The organism is Yersinia fenwicki (genome assembly GCF_043099325.1).
Classification (GTDB): Bacteria; Pseudomonadota; Gammaproteobacteria; order Enterobacterales; family Enterobacteriaceae; genus Yersinia.
In genome coordinates, this window is sequence record NZ_CP170755.1 from 3,679,856 (window position 1) to 3,699,214 (window position 19,359).

Consider the following 19,359-nt stretch of genomic DNA (forward strand, 5'->3'; position numbering starts at 1 on the left):
ACAGAATCTATAAGTGGACAGATTCTGTTTTAAGTGTTTTTATTATAGTTCGCTGCATAGTTGAGATTTCTTTCTTTTAATGATCTTGCCAAAATAGAACGATCATATTTTCTTTTTTCTGTTATAAATACATTTTCAGAATCGGATTTGTTTTTCATAATGAAGTGAATAAGTAATCCACACATTCTTCTTATTTTATCTGCATCTATTACTCTTTTTTCAACATTAGTAATAAAGCAATAATATGATGTAAGCATAAAGGATAAAACGACATCTCTGTTAGCTAACTCTATATTATCAATGTCATTGAAGTGGCACACTAAATTTGGCCACCTGAATAGAGGTGATATCATCGCCTCATAGTCAAAACAGGTGACATAATGACCAGAAGTAATAGACGTAATTTCAGCCCAGAGTTCAAACTTGAAGCCGCACAGTTGGTCCTCGATCAGCATTACACCGTTTCCGCTGCTGCCACGGCAATGAATGTCGGTAAGTCCACCATGGATAAATGGGTCCGTCAGCTTAAAGAAGAACGCATCGGTAAATCCCCAAAAGCCTCACCGATAACGCCTGAACAGATAGAGATCCGCGAGCTAAAGAAACGACTTCAACGTATTGAAATGGAAAACGATATTTTAAAAAAGGCTACCGCGCTCTTGATGTCGGACTCCCTGAACAATTCTCGCTAGTTGAGAAACTCAGGACGCGGTTTTCTGTTTCCACTGTTTGCAAGGTGTTCGGGATCCATCGCAGCAGCTATCGATACTGGTTCAATCGGCCACGTTTACCTGATGCGGAGCGTGTCCTTTTACTGGGGTTGATCCGTGAAGTTCACCACGCCAGTCAAGGTTCCGCAGGGGCGCGAAGTATTGCCGATATGGTCAGCGCAAAGGGAATGCCTTTAGGTCGTTGGCGGGCAGCTAAGCTAATGAAAGAACTGAATATCGTCAGTTGCCAACAACCCGCGCATCGCTACAAAAAGGCCACCAAAGAGCATGTAGATATCCCGAATCATCTGGAGCGTCAGTTCGCGGTGACCGAGCCTAATCAGGTATGGTGCGGTGATGTGACGTATCTCTGGACGGGTAAACGGTGGGCTTATCTGGCGGTGGTTTTGGATTTATTCTCCCGCAAACCAGTCGGCTGGGCGATGTCGTTTTCACCTGACAGTGCGCTGACGGGAAAGGCATTAACGATGGCCTGGGAATCAAGAGGTAAACCCGCGGGTATTATGTTCCATTCAGATCAGGGCAGTCACTATACCAGCAGGAAATTCAGACAGTTACTGTGGCGATATCGTATAAAGCAAAGCATGAGCCGGCGGGGAAATTGTTGGGATAATAGTCCAATGGAACGCTTTTTCCGAAGCCTGAAATCAGAATGGGTACCGAAAAGTGGTTACGCTAATTTTAGCGACGCAAACATAGCGATAACGAGTTATATCATTGGCTATTACAGCCGGCTCAGACCCCACCAATATAACGGTGGATTAACACCCAATGAATCAGAAAGATTGTTTTGGGAAAGCTCTAAAGCCGTGGCCAATTTTTGTTGACCACTTCACATTTTTATACTTTATATAAAATCCAACACAAAACAGATAAGATTTATCTATTATATCAGATTCTGACATCCCAGACTCTTCGAGCTTTTTAATGAAGCGTTCAAAGAGTATTAGAAAACGTTCCATGCTATTTAGTTTTTCCATAATTTGCATCCTTGCAATTGTTAACGTCCGTATTTCTGTCTATACAATTAGCATAATATTCAATCATGTCAATAGTTAAAACCTATCAATATTATCTTTTAATGATGGGAAAGTTTTCTTCTATCTCATGTTCTTTTATCCCTTTTAGATAGCAACTGTACTGTAGCTTAGCTATATTCTCTTGCAGTATATTGTTCAGGTTAGACAGTTCTGCAACTTTGATTTCTAATTTATCGATCTTTTCGTAGGCTTTTTTAATGCTGGATGGTTTGTCAGCGAGATCAACTTTCTGCCTGATAGCCTTCTTTTTAGCCATGTATAAATCTACGATTTCTTTGTGTGTATATAAGGATTGCCTTGTTGGGGTTTTCCCGATCTTTCTTGATACTTTTTTGCATAAGTTGTCCCAAGTTAGCTTGTCGCTTTTCATGTTCCACTCGGTGATTGAATAAAGTATATAATCGATATCTCTTCTACTTAAATGTTTTGCCATACTCTCTCCTATTTTTTATTGAGTTTTTCTTTATATTTAAGATGTAGTTCTAACCATTGTTCTGCACCATACACACCATCGTTCTTATCCTGTTCAGTTCTATATACCAGCTTGTCTACAAGATCGGTCAGCTCGGTGCTGCCGCTACCTGTTGTGTCATCTAAGCCAGAGAACCTGGAGCAGGGTTTGATAGAGTAGTGATGTAGGCAATAGCCCTGTTCTGTAGCAAGCACAGCTCCATGCACATCAGGGTCAAGGTTCGGGTCAGAGATGCCACTATCAGTTCCTAAGAAAGGCTCAATGGTACTTTGCTTCTGTTCGCTTATGTCAATGGCATACCCCTTCATGTGTTCTTCGGAAACATGGTTGTAATTTCTATTGCTTGTAATCCTATTACGCCCAGACCATCTTGCGATATCAAAATCATTCATCCCGCCAAGATATGCGAACGTATTAAGTAAATGCCTTGCCTGATGGCTATATACAATCAATGGTTTGCCATCTCTATCAAAAAAACCATGTCTTTCAAATATATTTGGTCCTCCTATCTTTTTGTGTCCAATTTCCAATATGAGGCTATTAGCTGAATATTTGTGAATTTGCCACAGATTAGTTTGTGCATCTTCATTAAGTTGATAACCATTAACAATACATAGAGCATTGGAATATTTAATCCCTTTTTCCCTATCGTAATATGGGAAATCTGGCGGCGGCGAATTATGGATTGTTTGGAATAGAGTTTTCAGTGTATAGGAGTACTTTTTACCCAAGAATGTTTTTTTATCATTTAATAACAAAGATTCTATTTTTGCTTTATAACCATGTTTCCATTTTAAATTAACATCATAACCTAAAGCTTTATATACCTGAGCACTTGTTAGAGGTTGTTCTTCATCTACATCTGGACAAGTAGGCAGTCTAAAAACTGATGATTTGTTTTCATGCCATAACGCGATGGCTCTTGCGTTCGCTGATAGTCTCCTGAGTCTTGCCACTGCTTTTTGAGCTACGGGAACCATTATCGAAGGTATCCATTTAATATCTGCTCCATATCCTTTTGCTGAATAAAAGCGAAGCCCATAATGCTCTGCACCATCTTTATCTTGTTCAACGATTTCACAATCGGCCGGTAAAGCAAGGATCTCTGAAATTCTACTCGGAGCACACATCAAAAGAGCGAATACAGAACTTACATACTGATCCTTTTCACTTAGTTTCGAATCTTCTTTTGCAAAAATACTCGCTAATGCTTCAATGGCAGATAAATTTGATAATTTTCCATTTTCTCCAATTACTTCTGAAAGCGGTTTATAACATTCGACCTGTTTTAATTTTAAAGGAGACACCCATCCTATAAAAAATCTTCTGACTAATTTCTTTTCAACCAAGAATATAGAAAACCTTTCTAATACTTTTGATAGTTTGTATACAGAGTATTCTGAAAAACTTTTTTTTATTATATTTAAAGCCAAATCAAAAACCATAGTATCACAGTTAGTTATACATGCACTGCCCTTTAATTTGATTAGTGATTCTTCGATGCATTTTAAAACAACCATCTCTCGTTGAAATTTCTTCTTCTTTGTTAGACCTCTTTGATAAATAATGTAAGACTTCGCAAAGTCAACAAACTCCAAATTCATTGAATTACCATCTTCCCAATGTTTGGTTTTTAGTTTGGTGAATGTGCCCAACTTATACCAAATATTGTCATCCCATGTATGCATTCTTTTTTGATGGTTAAATTGCTGCTTACAAAATGATATGAATTGTTCTAAATTTTTCTCCTTCTCATCATTAACTGGTTTAAATATTAAGACAGTCATTTTACCCCCTTATTCCATGCTTTAAAATGTTGACAACCATCACAGTTTCTATTGTTTTTATTTTCTTTTTTTATGTCCATTGTGAACACTTTTTGTAATAAATCCCCCTGGTATCCTCTTTTACCAAGAAATACATCTGATATATCTGTTAGATAACGTTCTACTGCTTTGTCTATAACATTGACGTTATCAGGTAAGTTTTTAATATAATAACCTGCACTGGTATCAGACGAATGATCCATTGCGAAAGCAATTGTGCTTAAGTTTCCTCCACTTCTGGCTAATAACGTCCCGAATGTATAGCGAAACCTTACTGGATGAATTTTCAATAATTCCCCTGTCCTTGGAGAATACATTTTAAATTTCTTAGCAAAATCTTTTAACCAAAATCGAGCCTGATCTGTTCTGATATGTAAAAAATCACATTGTAGGTACTTAGAGAAATCTATCCCATCTGAAACTTTACATAATTGAGGGATTGAAAGAAATATAGGCAAATCGTCGAAAAACTTCTCATTTAAATCTTCAGCAATAATTTCTTTAACTTTATCTATATTGTGAACCATTACTTTCATTAAATGTTGCCAGATATCCTCTGTAATTTCTATTTCTCTGAACGTCCCCCTGAACACATTATTCTTTTGCTTAGCTCTCGGTATTCTTAAAAAGTATCCCCCTTCATTCTTTATAACATCTCGGTGTTTTAATGACATGATTTGAATAGGTCTTCTACCACTTAGTAGTAAAATCCTTGTGAAAATATAACAATACTCACTTACTGTGCCTCGATTTATACCCGTTTCAAGTCCATCTACAATCATTTTAATTTCCAGATCATTAAATGGACCTAATTTTGGGTCTCTTCTTTTAACGACATCTCCATGAACACTTGTAGGGATAGTTATTACTTTTAAATATTCATAAGCATTGTCATCTATTCCATAATAACCAAGTTCTTTCCATTTAATTATAAAGCTCTTAAACATTATGAATTTTTCGTAATCTTTGCTCTGCAAGTCGCTATATGCAGTAATAAGTTCATGTTCACTGAAAGTCCTAACATTATAACCAAAAATAATAGCTTTTATTTTAACAACAAATGAACTTACTGACTCTGGTTTGTATACCTGTGCAAAATAAGAAAGAGTATGAATGAAACCTTCATGATAAATTTTTTCTAAAAAATCATCCAGAAATGATAAGTTAATTATTACTCCCCTTTTCAGATTCCAAATTTTTTCTCTGAGATCAAATTCATATCCAGCCATACTATATCTTATATTGAATTCTTCTTTAAGTATTGTCTGATTAATCATCGCCCATCACCTCAATTATTTTACACATCTTTTTTTGCATTGCTTTCTGGATTTGGCTACAGATCTCTTTAGTGAATCTTTGATTGTACACCTTCGATATGTTTGTATTCGGAACCCATCCCATAACATAAGATCGAATTAACTCTTCATTTATGTTCCCATTTTCTATCGTCGCATTCCTTACCTCTTTAGAAAATTCATAGTTCCAGGTATGCCTCAACTTATGTCCTGAAAAATTCTTTGGTAAGCTATCAATCTCTTTTATTCGCTCGAATAACTTCTCATACGCTGCCATTGTCAACGGTAATCCTCTATTCAGAGAGCTACCCTGTGTTATGAACAGAAAATCATGTTTGTGCTTCTTTATGTTCTTTTGTCGTTCACCTTGTATGTAAAAGTAGATCTTACTTTCAAGCCACTCTGACATGTAAATGTTTCTGTTCAAAGTTTTAACAAGCGGCTGCTTGATCCTGTTATCCGTAAGATCATCATGACGACGAATAATTTTGATCGTCCTGTTTTCAAGATCTATATCTCGCAAACGAATGTTCAAAAGCTCTCCTGCTCGCACACCCAACATGTACAGCATGATTACTATTAATTCATTCCTTGTGCGAACTGTCTTTGAAAACGGATTTTGAGGAGAGGATGATTTTATTGCAGAAAAAAGTTGCCTCTTTTGGTGATCATCAAGAGATTTTGACTCTGAGGTATAATAGTCATCATCATAACAAAGTTTCGGTTTTTTGCTATCCAGCGTTCTTATGAATACATTTTGTTTTTTTACTTCCACTTTCTTATCATATAAAAGATAGTTAGAAAGCCATGTGAAATACCTGCTAATCCAATTTATCCTGTTATACTTAGTTTTTACACTTATTGGTTGCCTTCTTCCATGTGTAATTTTTACAACTTTTTTTGTAGTATGGTTTAAACCTAAATAGTAGACCAATTCATCTATCTCTTGAATAGTCAGGAATTCTAATTCCATTATCCTTTCTATTATGTTTATATTCTTCAGATTTAAATAATCATTCAATAACAGTAAGGTTCTGATTACTGCTTCCATCGTCTTTACTGAGTGAGTTCGGTTTCTCACCTCTACTGTTATATACATGTTTTCGTAATATCTCGGTATGTTAGTCGCCTTATCAAATAACAAACAATACCTCTCACCGTTCTCAAACATGAAATTCTTTACATAAAAATTACCCACAATAACCCCCTTTTTTTTACTTTTTATTCTCTAACTATGGTTGCAATTTAACCATCTTTAATTTTGACTATTTTTTCCAATCCTAAATAAATCATAAATATATGGAACATTTGCCTTTTTTTGCAAATTTTTTACAATTTCATTTAATAGTAGAACTAAGCTCTGTTATGTTTACTGCCTTTTCCTTTTAATTACGAGAAAGTAGTATAAACAATACCTGTAATAACAAACGTAAAAAATATCGCAAATAACTCGAAATAAGCCCTGAAAATAATTGACAAAATTATTGTTTATAACATTACATGATAGAATGTATGCAGTACAAATTTATTTTCAGCAAAAACAAAAAAAAAAAATTAATATACCGTTATCAGTAGTTATCTCTCTGGAAATAAAAGCGTGATACAATGGTCTTCTGGTTTGCAAATGCATTGACTATGGAAGGTTCACCATGAATAGAGTATTGAAAACACTCGTTATTGGATTGCCACTTATAGGTGTTTTTTACGGAATATACTTTGGATATTTTCCTAATGCACCAGATATGCACCGGAAGGAAGATATAATAGGAACGTGGGCAACAAATGGTTCGTATTCATATAATGAACAGGGAATTATAGTAAGCACAAAGGTAAAAACATCTTATTTTTCAAACGGAAAATACAATGTTAGTGGCGAAATGTCTTATAGCTCCGATAAAATCAATAATGAAAATTTGTTCGTATCCTATAGAGTTAACGGTGCAGGCGAATGGCAGATCAATGATAAAGAGTTAGTTATCTCCCTCAATAATTTAAAATCCAATCCTGATAAAATCATTTATAATGGAGAAAAAATAGATCTTGATAATTTATCTCTTCTTGAAAAACTCACAAACAAAAAGTTTCCTGCTGTAGAAGACATGTTAGCGAAAGGGGCAAGCCAATCGTATAGAATCATCATTGATAACCACAATTACAAAAAACTCGATGTGATAAATCCCTTTGGAAATAATTTTAACATGGAAATGTATAGAGAGAAGTAGGCGTATGCATAAAACACGGCCAGTGTTCCATTGGTCGTATTTTTCCGCACACACCTAACCATATAGTTAGGTTTTATTGATTATAAAATTTTCATAGAATATTAAGTTCAACTCATACGTTGACTTTAGATTTATTTCACTATAGATATTAGTAAATACCATATATTTATAGAGGTGCTATATGAATAAAATAAAAATACAGTTTTTCAATGAAAATGATGATATCGATGAAACAGAGTTTTTCCAGTCCAGGAATAATTACGATGATGAGTTATTTAGTGAATACCGAGAATTTTTATTCAGAGATGCAAATGATAATATTTTCAGGAGGAAAATAAAGATACCTGTAGTGTCCTTAATTAAAGAAAATACGATTGTTGATTTTGTTGAAGAAGATAACTGCGTAATGCTTTCTTTTAATAATGAATACCAAAAAGAAAGTGATGTTATAAATGAACCCGATAACCATTATAGAAAACCGGGAAATATTCGCCGTCTGTTGTCTCCAGGTGAAAACAATGGGAGGCTATGTGATATAGATCTCCCATTAGAAATTTTAAAAGACCAACATAAAGGTTATATCCGAGTTTCTTTAACTACTCAGGGCGATAGTGAGGGTTTAGTTTAAGTAATTCATCTTCTGCTTTTTGCAGTGTTTCAAATGGTCCAATTTCGTCTGTTGGATCATTTTTATTAACAAGGAAATATTCATATTCATCCTTATCTTTTAGATTACTCTTTTTCTTAAGTCTCTTATCGATATAGTATTCTTTTGACTTACTTTTGTATGAGCCTGTTTTCATTTTTTCTACATTCCTTTAAAGTTAAGGGCTGTTTCAATAGTTTGCTTTTCCAATGCAGCATTTGAGCTTTTAATTAAATAATTTAAAACTTCATTAAATAAATCATTCCATTTCTTTCTTTCATCGACATTAATCCAATCCATAAAGAGAGCTTCTTCTATGGAGGTCCAGATTACTTTTTTATTAGGTTCTTCCAGTAGCTGCCTGAAGATATCATCAGGAGTAGTTAGTGCATGGGATATGATTTTGCTTGTAGAGCCAGTATTGCTGGTGATCTGCCAGAAAGGTTGAGGCTCGGTTAAATCAGATATGCAGGTAAATGCTAATCCCCGAACTTGAGCAGCGTGCATTGTGCTACTGACTCTATGGCTATCTCTCCAGGAACGAAGGTCTTTCAATAGGTAATTAACCCGCTGGTTTCTGGCTTTACTGTCTTCAGATTGATACTGGACGTAGATTGGTCCATTGCCGTTCTGACGATAACGGGCAAGAGTTTTGACACTGATACCAAGGTAGAGTGCCGCTAAATCGACACCTAACGTAGTGTCATCAGGCATATCACCAAATAACTGCCAAACTTCGGACAGTTCTCTCAATGTTTCAACAACACTCATCCATTACTCCCTGTTGTCAGATAATGGTGGATATTTTGCTGATGCTAAAAGTGCATTGTATAACGTAGGCGCAGTCATCAACATATGCAATTCAATGCGCTGTAGAGCCTCGTAAACCCGATCTTCGTCTGGAACTGCATAACGCTCTGTTGGATCTGTCGTATTGCGGTGGTTAAGCAGCTTCTTAACGACAGCATAAGAAGTAAGTTCTTCTGCTACTCTTCCGAAAGTTCGTCTTAGGTCATGCATACCAAGTTTGACGATCTCAGCTTCCGTACATAGATACTCTCTCAAACTTTTACTATCTGAATAGTGTCCAGCTTTGCTTCTTTTGGAACGGGCAGGGAAAACCCATTTTAGTCTTTCTTGACGAGTTTCTGCTTCCTGAACAATGTCCCTTCTGTCTTCCAGCACCCGTTTCACAGCATCACAAATAGGAAGCTCGTGGTCATTTCGGTTCTTTGTGTCGTAGAATCGAATCTTTCGATTTTCGAGATCGACATAGCTTGTCGTTTTGGCTTCTTCGTTAGTAAGGTATTCTCGCCAGCACAGAGAAGCTGTTTCTTCTTTACGAGCACCAAGAAGAACCGTCAACAGTAGGTAATCACAACCCAAACGGTTAAAGCTTCTCTTGTTGTGTAGTGCAGTCAGAAATCTACCTAAGCTGTCTTTCGGAGAAAGTGGGTTTCGAACACCTTTCGCTTTGTAGCTATCTTCAAGCTCAGAACGAGTCCTGAATTTTTTCTGTACCTTTAAAATGCTAAAAGGGTTGTAGGATAGTGAAGGTTGCCGTTGCTGTGTCTGCGCATTCCCTGCTTCAATCTCGATTGCGTGTTTGACCGCAACGTTGGCCCACCTGAATGTCTGCTCCGCTGCTGTTCTGGCTCTTGAGGCAATTTCATCAAACTTACGAAGGATGTCATTACCAGTGAGATCCTTCACTCGTAAAGCTTCCCACTCTTTCAGACGATTTTCTGCTTTGTTCAGCACATTAAGTGTATTCGGCTTTGCTGGTTTAGACCTTCCAAGTAGGTGTTGACGGTATTGAGCGAACACTTCACTGATAGTGAGTTCTGAAGCTTCTGTTTCTCGCTTAATCCTATTAGGATTCCTCTTTGTTGCGATCATCGTCTGAACCAACTGTCGTGCTGCTTCACGAGCTTGATCGATACTCGGAAAATCAGAAACATTCCCAACTTTTACTTTAAGCACAGAACTTGGTTTCTTACCTTCACTCACACTACGATCACCAGAAGATACTCTTCGCTGGATTACATAGGTTTTTTTCGTCAAACTTACCTTTACCCCGAATCCCACAGGGGCGTCCCTGTGATCATCAAAGACTATGTAAGGTTTTTGATCAGGGTTAGCTTCGAAAACAACTTTTCCAGAGCTACTAAGTTCTGGCTTAACATGGATGCTTAACTTGTTGATAATAAAAGACTGAGTGAGAGTTGTTTTCAAAGTACCACCACTGTTTGTAGCCCAGAAAAAGAGTAAAACCAATCTATCACGTTCTGAGCTACAGGTGAGCTACAAATTTGCGGGTTCATGTGAGTTTAACAGAGATTTAAACGGGGCCACATGAGCACCTGAAAGAATATAAAAATGAGTAAAATCAATATGAATGAAGACATTGACAAGGACTTCTCTAGCCACACGCCGATGATGCAGCAGTATCTTCGGCTAAAGGCCCAACATCCTGAAATACTCCTATTTTATCGGATGGGAGATTTTTATGAGCTGTTCTACAGTGATGCCAAACGCGCGTCTCAGTTATTGGATATCTCACTGACAAAACGGGGGGCTTCCGCCGGTGAACCTATTCCTATGGCAGGTGTTCCCTATCATTCGATAGAAAACTATCTGGCAAAGCTGGTTCAATTGGGTGAGTCAGCGGCTATCTGTGAGCAAATCGGTGATCCGGCTACCAGCAAAGGGCCGGTTGAACGTAAAGTCGTGCGAATCGTGACCCCCGGTACCGTGAGTGATGAGGCCCTACTGCAAGAGCGCCAAGATAACCTTCTGGCAGCTATCTGGCAGGATCCGCGTGGATTTGGTTATGCGACACTGGATATCAGTTCAGGCCGCTTTAGCGTTGCAGAACCTGCTGACCTTGAAACTATGGCTGCTGAGTTACAACGTACCAATCCCGCAGAGTTACTTTATCCAGAAAACTTCCAGCAAATGTCGTTGATCGAACATCGACATGGCTTACGTCGCCGCCCATTATGGGAGTTTGAGCTGGATACAGCCAAACAGCAGTTAAACCTGCAATTCGGCACCCGCGATTTAATCGGTTTTGGTGTCGAGCAAGCCCATCAGGCACTTCGGGCTGCGGGCTGCCTGCTGCAATATGTTAAAGATACCCAGCGCACCTCCTTGCCCCATATCCGTGGCTTGACCATGGAGCGTCAGCAAGATGGCGTTGTAATGGATGCTGCAACCCGTCGCAATCTTGAACTAACGCAGAATTTAGCGGGTGGAACGGAAAATACGCTGGCGGCGATCCTGGATTGCACGGTAACAGCCATGGGCAGTCGCATGTTGAAACGCTGGCTGCATATGCCAATCCGTGACACCAAAGTGGTGACTGATCGCCAGCAAGCCATTGGTGGTCTGCAAGATATTACCGCTGAACTGCAAACGCCACTGCGTCAGGTCGGGGATTTAGAACGTATTTTGGCACGACTGGCACTACGAACCGCTCGCCCGAGAGATTTGGCAAGAATGCGACATGCATTTCAGCAACTACCTGAGATTCATCGTTTATTGCAGCCAGTGAATGTTCCCCATATCCAAAATTTACTGTCGCAAGTCGGCCAGTTTGATGAATTACAAGATTTACTGGAACGCGCAATTGTTGAAGCGCCGCCAGTATTGGTACGAGATGGTGGTGTCATCGCCCCTGGCTACAATACCGAGTTAGACGAATGGCGGGCGCTGGCTGATGGTGCAACCGATTATCTAGACCGGTTGGAAATCCGTGAACGCGAAAAGCTGGGTCTGGATACTCTAAAAGTCGGTTTTAATGGTGTTCATGGCTATTACATTCAGGTTAGCCGTGGTCAGAGCCATTTAGTACCGATCCATTATGTTCGCAGGCAAACGTTGAAGAATGCCGAGCGCTACATCATTCCAGAGCTGAAAGAGTATGAAGACAAAGTTCTGACCTCGAAAGGCAAGGCTTTGGCGATTGAAAAAGGTTTATACGAAGAAATTTTCGATCTGCTGTTGCCGCATCTACCTGAGTTACAAACTAGCGCCAATGCACTAACAGAACTTGATGTTTTGGCGAATCTGGCCGAAAGAGCCGAAACACTCAACTACAACTGCCCTGTACTGACTGATAAACCGGGGATCAAAATTACGGGCGGCCGTCATCCGGTAGTAGAGCAGGTACTTAGTGAGCCTTTTATTTCTAACCCGCTGACACTATCACCTCAACGCCGAATGCTGATCATTACTGGCCCCAATATGGGCGGTAAAAGTACCTATATGCGCCAAACCGCATTGATAGTTTTACTGGCACATATGGGCAGCTACGTTCCTGCAGATCAAGCCACTATTGGGCCGGTTGATCGCATATTTACTCGCGTCGGTGCTGCTGACGACCTGGCATCCGGCCGCTCAACCTTTATGGTCGAAATGACAGAAACAGCCAATATTCTGCATAATGCCACCGAACAAAGTTTGGTATTAATGGATGAAATTGGTCGCGGCACATCAACCTATGATGGCTTATCATTGGCTTGGGCCTGCGCTGAAAATCTGGCTAGCCGTATCAAAGCCATGACGCTATTTGCCACTCATTACTTTGAGCTAACGACCCTGCCGGAAAAAATGGAAGGGGTAGTCAATGTTCATCTTGATGCATTGGAACATGGCGAAACCATCGCTTTTATGCACAGTGTGCAAGATGGCGCGGCGAGTAAAAGTTATGGTTTAGCTGTTGCAGCCTTGGCCGGTGTACCACGGGATGTGATTAAGCGCGCGCGGCAAAAACTGAAAGAGCTAGAATCCTTGTCCAACAATGCAGCCGCAAGCAAAATTGATGGCTCGCAACTCACGTTGCTAAATGAAGAGGTATCCCCAGCGGTGGAAGCCTTAGAGTCATTAGATCCAGACTCCCTATCACCACGTCAGGCGCTTGAGTGGATTTATCGCCTGAAAAATATGGTGTAACCCAGTTAACGGTTAATTGTCGCCATAAAAAAACGGTGAACATCAGTTCACCGTTTTTGTGTTTTCCAGACTGTTTGCGATAGTATCGCTATTCGCGGAACAATGCTTCGATGCTCAGGCCCTGGGCTTGCAGAATTTCCCGCAAACGACGTAACCCTTCAACCTGAATCTGGCGCACACGTTCACGTGTCAAACCAATTTCACGACCAACATCTTCCAATGTTGCAGCTTCATATCCTAACAGACCAAAACGACGGGCCAGAACTTCGCGCTGTTTTGCATTCAATTCGAACAGCCATTTAACGATACTTTGTTTCATATCGTCATCTTGCGTGGTGTCTTCTGGGCCATTTTCATTTTCGTCAGACAGAATATCTAACAAAGCTTTCTCTGAATCACCGCCTAAAGGTGTATCAACAGAAGTGATACGTTCGTTAAGGCGCAACATACGACTCACATCATCAACTGGCTTGTCGAGTTGCTCTGCAATCTCTTCTGCGCTCGGTTCATGATCTAATTTATGAGAAAGTTCTCGTGCTGTACGCAAATAAACGTTTAATTCTTTAACGATATGGATAGGCAGACGGATAGTTCGGGTTTGGTTCATTATTGCCCGTTCAATTGTCTGGCGTATCCACCATGTGGCATAAGTGGAGAAACGAAAACCGCGTTCTGGGTCAAACTTTTCCACCGCGCGGATAAGACCGAGGTTGCCCTCTTCAATCAAATCCAGCAGTGCTAAACCGCGATTACTGTAACGGCGGGCAATCTTCACTACCAACCGCAAGTTACTTTCGATCATACGCCGACGTGAAGGCACATCTCCGCGCAATGCACGTCGGGCAAAATAAACCTCTTCTTCTGCGGTCAATAACGGCGAATAACCAATCTCACCAAGATAGAGCTGTGTCGCATCCAGCACTCGCTGGGTAACACCTTGCGCCAACAGCTCATCTTCTGCTAACTCGCTTTCAGTAGGTTCATCTTCTACTAATGCTTTTTCGTCGAAAATTTCAGTTTCCGTACTGTTTTCATCAAAATCAGCATCTTCATGCAACTCGTTAACTTTCAGCGTATTTTGGCTCATATGCTGCTCCTACCCGTGAATCCGGCGAGCAGAATACAGCGTATTCTGCCCAATCTATCGCTGCGGAAGGTAACGCAGCGGGTTTACGGATTTCCCCTTGTAACGAATTTCAAAGTGCAATCTTACTGAACTGGTTCCGGTGCTACCCATGGTTGCTATTTTTTGCCCCGCCTTCACTTCTTCTTGTTCCCGGACCAGCATTGTATCGTTATGAGCGTAGGCGCTCAGGTAATCATCATTGTGTTTGATGATGATTAGATTACCGTAACCACGCAGTGCGTTCCCGGCATACACAACTCGCCCATTTGCTGTAGCGAAAATTGGTTGCCCGCGAGAACCGGCGATATCAATCCCTTTATTGCCCCCTTCGGAAGCAGAGAAACTATCGATCGTTTTACCTTCAGTTGGCCATTTCCAGCTACTGACTGGACCACCATTGCTGGTAGGGTCACTGATTGTACTGCCTGGCGCGGTAACAGGTGCGGTTGTAGCGACAGCGGCCCCTGACGATGGCAACATTTTGCCAACATTCTGTTTACCCGAGTTTTCAGAATACGCGCTAGTTGATTGAGAATCAACCGTTGTAGTTGTGTTCTGAATATTTGACGGCGGTTTAGTTAGTCCACCTGATGTGGCATCCGTCGCGGCTAACATTCCACCGCCAGAACCATTACCCAACTGGATAGATTGCCCTACATTCAGGCTATAAGGCTCAGCAATATTGTTTTTTGCCGCCAGATCACGGAAGTCATTCCCCGTTATCCAGGCAATATAAAATAGTGTGTCACCACGTTTAACAGTATAGGTATTACCGCTGTAGCTTCCTTTGGGAATATTATCGTAACTACGGTTATAAACGATGCGTTCACCCGCACTATTGGTGTCCGAACCACTTAGCATGGCACCGGAACGATCATCACCGACACTGCTGATGGGTGCAGATGTTGTATTATCATTACTACAACCAACCAACCATAAACTCATAACCGTACATGCCGCGACCCGGCGTAATGTAATCATTGGGCTTCCCGTGCTCATGCTTCCCCCATGACAGCAATATTAAGCGATATATCCAATAGAGATGCGCGCATGCTATCAATAGCGCCTCTGCCATACCATATAATTTATGTTACTGATTTTTGTCCAATCTTTAGCACAAAAAAACCACACTGATGTTAATGACACAGTGCCCGTAACGGTGATGACAGGCAGATCGTAAAGACGCCGTAAATACATCCTTGTAGGCTCGAGCCGCGCCATCTCTGGCGCGGACGCTTTACTCTTCTACCTGTCTTCACCTTGCAAGATCGAGTTATCGAGGTTTGTCAGCAGTCTGACACTTCGACTTTAGTCAACGGTTAGGACTGAAATAATAACTTTTTTCAGGCCAACTCCCCTTTAACTAAAGGCACAAAACGAACAGCTTCTACTGTCTCGACCTTGAATTCATTGTTACGACGCTGCACACACTGCAATGTTTGAGCCTGTTCTCCCACAGGCAGAACCAATATCCCGCCCTCATCCAATTGCTCTAATAAAGCATTAGGTATTTCTGGTGGGGCGGCGGTCACAATGATCGCATCAAATGGCCCGCGTGATGCCCAACCTAACCAGCCATCACCATGGCGGGTAGAGACATTATGCAGATCCAGCTGTTTCAGGCGACGTTTTGCCTGCCACTGTAACCCTTTGATTCGTTCAACTGAGCATACATGTTCGACTAAATGCGCCAAAATAGCGGTCTGATAACCCGATCCGGTACCTATCTCTAATACGCGTGAAGTGGGAGTCAATTGCAACAACTCCGTCATGCGCGCCACCATATAAGGCTGAGAAATAGTTTGCCCAGAGCCTATAGGCAAGGCTGTGTTTTCATACGCTTTATGGGATAACGCCTCATCAACAAAACGCTCACGCGGCACCGCTTCGAGTGCTTGTAACAAGCGCTCGTCGTGAATACCTTGCTGACGTAACTGCATCAACAATGTTTGCATGCGTTTATTCACCATTCCCCGTCAACCTCATATTGGCTAATCAGCCATGCTGGCTAACCAGTTTTCAACCACGTCTTGAGCCCCATAGGCCGTTAAATCAACCTGCAACGGCGTGATAGACACATAACCCTGCTCAACAGCAGCAAAATCGGTGTCCTCCGCGACATCAAACTTCTCTCCAGGGGGACCAATCCAATAGAGATCTTGCCCACGTGGGTCTTGCTGACAAAATACCTGCTCTGCCGGATGACGGCTACCACAACGCGTCACTCGAATCCCTTTAATTTCAGATAAGGGTAAGTCAGGTACATTAATATTCAGTATCTTGCCGGTGCGCAACGGTTTATGTTGTAACGCACGCAATATACGGCAAGTGACCGCTGCCGCCGTCGCATAATGCTGATGCCCATTGAGTGAAACCGCTAAAGCAGGAAACCCCAAATGCCGTCCTTCCATCGCTGCGGCTACCGTACCTGAGTAGATAACATCGTCCCCAAGATTAGGGCCAGCATTAATACCAGAAACCACAATATCTGGCCGCGGGCGCATTAATGCATTGACCCCCAGATAGACGCAATCTGTTGGTGTACCTTGCTGCACGGCGATATCGCCATTCGATAAAGTGGTAATACGCAAGGCGCTGTCTAGTGTTAATGCATTAGAGGAGCCGCTGCGATTACGATCGGGTGCTACGATTTGTACCTGCGCGAACTCCCGCAATGCGGCAGCCAGCGTCTGTATGCCCGGCGCAGTAATACCATCATCGTTACTCAGCAATATCCGCAGCATCAGCATTATCCTGATTCATTATTTCGCGCACCACACTGGTAGCAAAACTACCAGCGGGTAACCAGAAGCTGAGTTCTAAAGTGACCTCATCCCACCAGTTCCACGTCATATTCTGCGGTTTAAGCAAAATAGCCCGGCGTGCACCTTCGACACGTTCGCGTTTAATCAGTGCCAATAACTCGGTTTGATCCGCTAAACATGCCTGCTCGAAAGCTAATGCGGCGCCTTGAGTGCCCAGTTCACCATCACCGGGCAATGGTGCAGTAATATTCAGTTCGCCCGCATCAACTCGCTGCTGTAACAAGGACAACTCATCAGGAGCGGCCACAAACCAACTGCCGCGACCCGAGAGCTGTAACGCATCGCCTTCCAACACCGTCTTCGCTTGCTGTTGAGCCAAACGATTACTGCTAATCAAGTTGAACATGGCACTACGGCTAGCGGATAAGTAAAAGCTGCGTTTACTGCGCTCTTTCACCCGAATTTCATTGTTTGCCCACAAGCGAGCCTGCACCAGATTATTGCCACCACGACCAAATCTCTGGCTACCAAAATAGTTAGGTACGCCATGCGCGGCTATCTGTTGCAATCGTTGTTCTACGTCCTGACTACCTGTTATATGGCGCAATACTAAGGTAAAAGCATTGCCCTTCAATGAACCGATACGTAGCTTTCTTTTCTGCCGCACAGACTCCAGCACTTCACAGCCTTCCAGCTCGAAAGTCGAAAGGTCCGGCGCTTCTTTACCCGGTAAGTGCAGACAAAACCACTGCTCGGTGACAGCATGACGATCTTTCAAGCCCGCGTAGCTCACCAGCCGTGGGTGGATCTTGGCGAAACGCGCCAGATAATCAGCAACAAATTGGGTGTTACAGCCATTTTTGCGGATACGAACCAATAAATGCTCGCCTTCACCGTCCGGCTCAAAACCCAGATCTTCAACCACCACAAAATCTTCCGGGTTGGCTTTTAAAACGCCACTCGCCTTGGGCTTGCCGTGCAACCAGGTTAGATTGTCCATATCCATCAGTTATGCCTTAAGCCTGTTCAACTTTAATTAATAGCGCTACCGCCTCACACGCAATGCCTTCACCACGGCCGGTAAAACCGAGCTGTTCAGTGGTGGTCGCTTTTACGTTGATGTCATCCATATGACATTGGAGATCTTCAGCCAAATGAACGCGCATTTGCGGGATATGCGGGGCCATTTTCGGTGCCTGAGCGATAATCGTGATATCCAGATTACCCAACCGGTAGCCTTTCGCCAGAATGCGGCGGTATGCTTCACGTAATAAGGCGCGGCTGTCAGCCCCTTTAAATGCCGGATCCGTGTCAGGGAATAACTTACCGATATCACCTAGCGCCGCTGCACCCAGTAATGCGTCGGTGGCGGCATGCAAGGCGACATCCCCATCAGAATGTGCCAACAAGCCCTTTTCGTAAGCAATGCGCACCCCACCAATAATCAGCGGGCCACTGCCATTTTCGCCAAATTTATGAACATCGAAACCATGACCAATTCGCATTAATTGCACTCCAATCACTTTGGATATTGCCGTTGGGTTAAATAAAACTCTGCCAGCGCCAGATCCTCTGGGCGCGTCACCTTAATATTATCCGAACGTCCCGAAACCAATAGCGGATGATAGCCGCAATGCTCTAAAGCTGAAGCCTCATCGGTGACCACTGCGCCGTCGTTTAAGGCACGGGATAAGCACATTTTTAATAACTCAAGCGGGAAAAGTTGCGGTGTAAGGGCATGCCACAGCGCCTGGCGATCGACAGTATGGGCAATGGCTTGAACTCCAGCCTCGCTCCGTTTCATGGTGTCACGAACCGGTGCTGCCAGAATGCCGCCGACCTTACTGTGTTGTGTAATCGCTAATAGCTTTTCAAGATCGCCTTGGTGCAAACAAGGACGAGCCGCATCATGGACTAATACCCACTCTGCTTGCCCAGCTTGCTGCAAACCCGCCATGACAGAATCAGCTCGTGCGTCACCGCCGTGAACCATGCTGATACGGGGATCATCGGCAATAGATAACTGAGAGAATTGCTTGTCCTGCGGGTGTATTACAACAATAATCCGCTGGATTCGTGGATGACCAAGCAAAGAACAAATAGCATGCTCAATGATGGTCTTGCCCCCCGCTATTAAATACTGTTTAGGGCAATCAGCCTGCATGCGGCTGCCAATGCCTGCCGCCGGTACTATCGCTATAACTTTAGGCGCTATAACTTTAGGCGCTATAACTTCAGGCGCTATATCTTCAGGAAGGGAAACTGCGAAATTACTCATTA

The 19,359-nt window shown here is 42.1% G+C and carries 18 protein-coding genes; 4 read left to right on the top strand and 14 right to left on the bottom strand.

Annotation, left to right across the window (positions count from 1 at the left end; translation table 11 throughout):
• Nucleotides 1–380: 380 nt before the first annotated feature.
• Nucleotides 381–1,558, top strand: a protein-coding gene (locus ACF3VQ_RS16805; RefSeq protein ID WP_392432225.1) for an IS3 family transposase whose coding sequence is annotated in 2 segments (ribosomal slippage) — nt 381–639 and nt 639–1,558 — 1,179 coding nt in all. Because the reading frame shifts where the segments join, the coding sequence is not laid out codon by codon here.
• Between the two features lie 244 nt (nt 1,559–1,802).
• Here ACF3VQ_RS16805 and ACF3VQ_RS16810 read toward each other — a convergent pair.
• From ACF3VQ_RS16810 to ACF3VQ_RS16825, 4 genes are read right to left on the bottom strand one after another with little or no spacing between them, the layout of a single operon-like run.
• The gene (locus ACF3VQ_RS16810; protein ID WP_049153499.1) at nt 1,803–2,204 is read right to left on the bottom strand and encodes a hypothetical protein; all 402 of its coding nucleotides are present in this window, start codon (nt 2,202–2,204) and stop codon (nt 1,803–1,805) included.
• 8 nt (nt 2,205–2,212) lie between these two features.
• Nucleotides 2,213–4,030, bottom strand: a complete 1,818-nt coding sequence (locus ACF3VQ_RS16815; RefSeq protein WP_392432226.1) for a DNA-binding protein — start codon at nt 4,028–4,030, stop codon at nt 2,213–2,215.
• The gene (locus ACF3VQ_RS16820) at nt 4,027–5,346 is read right to left on the bottom strand and encodes a tyrosine-type recombinase/integrase (RefSeq protein WP_392432227.1); all 1,320 of its coding nucleotides are present in this window, start codon (nt 5,344–5,346) and stop codon (nt 4,027–4,029) included. The genes ACF3VQ_RS16815 and ACF3VQ_RS16820 overlap by 4 nt, the downstream gene beginning before the upstream one ends.
• Nucleotides 5,339–6,337, bottom strand: a complete 999-nt coding sequence (locus tag ACF3VQ_RS16825) for a tyrosine-type recombinase/integrase (protein ID WP_392432228.1) — start codon at nt 6,335–6,337, stop codon at nt 5,339–5,341. The genes ACF3VQ_RS16820 and ACF3VQ_RS16825 overlap by 8 nt, the downstream gene beginning before the upstream one ends.
• A gap of 676 nt (nt 6,338–7,013) precedes the next feature.
• Here ACF3VQ_RS16825 and ACF3VQ_RS16830 point away from each other — a divergent pair.
• Nucleotides 7,014–7,586 carry a hypothetical protein gene (locus tag ACF3VQ_RS16830; protein WP_392432229.1) on the top strand — a complete coding sequence of 191 codons (573 nt, stop codon included), beginning with the start codon at nt 7,014–7,016 and terminating at the stop codon, nt 7,584–7,586.
• 181 nt (nt 7,587–7,767) lie between these two features.
• Complete coding sequence (locus tag ACF3VQ_RS16835; RefSeq protein ID WP_124988839.1) at nt 7,768–8,214, top strand: hypothetical protein; 447 nt, start codon at nt 7,768–7,770, stop codon at nt 8,212–8,214.
• Here ACF3VQ_RS16835 and ACF3VQ_RS16840 read toward each other — a convergent pair.
• Genes ACF3VQ_RS16840 through ACF3VQ_RS16850 form a run of 3 tightly spaced genes read right to left on the bottom strand, consistent with a single transcriptional unit; the run spans nt 8,183 to nt 10,467 of the window.
• Nucleotides 8,183–8,389, bottom strand: a complete 207-nt coding sequence (locus ACF3VQ_RS16840; protein WP_049153490.1) for a hypothetical protein — start codon at nt 8,387–8,389, stop codon at nt 8,183–8,185. The genes ACF3VQ_RS16835 and ACF3VQ_RS16840 overlap by 32 nt on opposite strands.
• 5 nt (nt 8,390–8,394) lie before the next feature.
• The gene (locus ACF3VQ_RS16845) at nt 8,395–9,003 is read right to left on the bottom strand and encodes a hypothetical protein (RefSeq protein WP_392432230.1); all 609 of its coding nucleotides are present in this window, start codon (nt 9,001–9,003) and stop codon (nt 8,395–8,397) included.
• A gap of 3 nt (nt 9,004–9,006) precedes the next feature.
• Nucleotides 9,007–10,467 (bottom strand): tyrosine-type recombinase/integrase, encoded by a 1,461-nt coding sequence (locus ACF3VQ_RS16850; RefSeq protein ID WP_331411396.1) that lies wholly within the window; start codon nt 10,465–10,467, stop codon nt 9,007–9,009.
• A 159-nt stretch (nt 10,468–10,626) separates the two neighbouring features.
• On the opposite strand from ACF3VQ_RS16850, the gene mutS reads away from it, so the two are divergent.
• Nucleotides 10,627–13,188 (top strand): DNA mismatch repair protein MutS, encoded by a 2,562-nt coding sequence (gene mutS / locus ACF3VQ_RS16855; RefSeq protein WP_392435657.1) that lies wholly within the window; start codon nt 10,627–10,629, stop codon nt 13,186–13,188.
• Nucleotides 13,189–13,276: 88 nt separating this feature from the next.
• Here the strand turns inward: mutS and rpoS are convergent, their stop codons facing one another.
• From rpoS to ispD, 7 genes are all read right to left on the bottom strand, one after another.
• Nucleotides 13,277–14,275, bottom strand: a complete 999-nt coding sequence (rpoS, locus tag ACF3VQ_RS16860; RefSeq protein WP_005167303.1) for an RNA polymerase sigma factor RpoS — start codon at nt 14,273–14,275, stop codon at nt 13,277–13,279.
• A 54-nt stretch (nt 14,276–14,329) separates the two neighbouring features.
• Nucleotides 14,330–15,295 (bottom strand): murein hydrolase activator NlpD, encoded by a 966-nt coding sequence (gene nlpD, locus ACF3VQ_RS16865; protein ID WP_392435660.1) that lies wholly within the window; start codon nt 15,293–15,295, stop codon nt 14,330–14,332.
• Between the two features lie 362 nt (nt 15,296–15,657).
• On the bottom strand, nt 15,658–16,284 hold the full coding sequence (locus ACF3VQ_RS16870; protein WP_392432231.1) for a protein-L-isoaspartate(D-aspartate) O-methyltransferase: 627 nt from the start codon (nt 16,282–16,284) through the stop codon (nt 15,658–15,660).
• A gap of 21 nt (nt 16,285–16,305) precedes the next feature.
• Nucleotides 16,306–17,058, bottom strand: a complete 753-nt coding sequence (surE, locus tag ACF3VQ_RS16875) for a 5'/3'-nucleotidase SurE (RefSeq protein WP_050157224.1) — start codon at nt 17,056–17,058, stop codon at nt 16,306–16,308.
• Nucleotides 17,036–18,085, bottom strand: a complete 1,050-nt coding sequence (gene truD / locus ACF3VQ_RS16880) for a tRNA pseudouridine(13) synthase TruD (RefSeq protein WP_392432232.1) — start codon at nt 18,083–18,085, stop codon at nt 17,036–17,038. The genes surE and truD overlap by 23 nt, the downstream gene beginning before the upstream one ends.
• A 10-nt stretch (nt 18,086–18,095) precedes the next feature.
• Complete coding sequence (ispF, locus tag ACF3VQ_RS16885) at nt 18,096–18,584, bottom strand: 2-C-methyl-D-erythritol 2,4-cyclodiphosphate synthase (protein ID WP_392432233.1); 489 nt, start codon at nt 18,582–18,584, stop codon at nt 18,096–18,098.
• Nucleotides 18,585–18,598: 14 nt separating this feature from the next.
• The gene (gene ispD, locus ACF3VQ_RS16890) at nt 18,599–19,357 is read right to left on the bottom strand and encodes a 2-C-methyl-D-erythritol 4-phosphate cytidylyltransferase (protein ID WP_392432234.1); all 759 of its coding nucleotides are present in this window, start codon (nt 19,355–19,357) and stop codon (nt 18,599–18,601) included.
• Nucleotides 19,358–19,359: the final 2 nt, after the last annotated feature.